Source organism: Microcystis sp. M53603_WE2, from assembly GCF_030065435.1.
The window spans coordinates 1-1015 of record NZ_JASJFF010001196.1 but is presented as its reverse complement, the minus strand read 5'-3'; the positions used below and the strand labels follow the sequence as shown (position 1 = coordinate 1015).

Below are 1015 nucleotides of genomic sequence, written 5' to 3'. Positions count from 1 at the left end.
GGGGTTTAGGTCTCTAATCAATCTCATTGTATTTTCCTGCTGCTTCGTTTTTTTATGTATTATACTTCTTAATTTTTTATTTGGGTAATTAATTTTGCATGACTACTTATTTAAGGACACAAGTAAGCTAAAACACGCGTAATTAGTCAGCGCAATAAAAAGTTTTAATTGAGAAGGGACAGAACCCTGACAGGGGCTGTATTATAGAGGGCATGGAAATTAACGACCGACTAGAACGCCGGAACTATTCCATCAAATTAGTTACCTCCAGAGAAGCAACTTGAGCCACTTGGCATACTTTTGTCTTTTTGTCAAATTTTGTGTTAAGAAAGATGTGACACCGAATCCGTTTTTAATAGTGTGATTAACTCCCAAGTTATGGATTGTTTTTCCCTGCTCCCCGCTCCCTGCTCCCCACTCCCCACTCTCCTATACCTTTTAAATAGGATTTAGTATGACTAATGGATAGGCCTGCTACGAATAAGGAAAAATGATATTGGTATTGATATTTTGAGCTTATGCTGTCCCATCTGCTTTTTACTTGCGACTTGGTGTGAGATGATCTAGAAATGTGTATTTCATGACAAGGATAAAGAAAAGTAATGGCAGAAATTCAGTTTTCCAAGGGGTTAAAAGAACCTGTTGTTCCCGATATCCGCTTAAGTCGCACTAAAACGGGGGAGAAAGGATCGGCAAAATTTTATTTTGAGCAACCGACTATCCTCGGAGATCAACAAACCGAGGAAATCACGGGGATGTATCTCATTGATGAGGAGGGGGAAATAGTCACCAGGGAAGTAAAAGGCAAATTTATCAACGGTAAACCCACGGCGATCGAAGCTACGGTTATTTTCAATTCTCCCGCAGAGTGGGATCGTTTTATGCGTTTTATGGAGCGTTACGGTAGCGAAAACGGTCTAGAATTTACTAAATCTTCCTGATTTGGCCCTTAGCTTTCGGCAATTTGTCAAAAAACCCGCATTCGGGATCGATGCGGGTAGAGGTGAAAAATCAG

1 protein-coding gene is annotated in these 1015 nt (G+C 40.3%); it reads left to right on the top strand.

The annotated features are described in order from the left end of the window. Window positions 1–602: 602 nt before the first annotated feature. Complete coding sequence (gene psb28 / locus PX481_RS25040; RefSeq protein WP_002758684.1) at window positions 603–941, top strand: photosystem II reaction center protein Psb28; 339 nt, start codon at window positions 603–605, stop codon at window positions 939–941. Window positions 942–1015: the final 74 nt, after the last annotated feature.

Excerpts from the sequence above, each read along its gene's own strand:
- psb28 (WP_002758684.1), top strand. The coding sequence starts at position 603 with ATGGCAGAAATTCAGTTTTCCAAGGGGTTAAAAGAACCTGTTGTTCCC.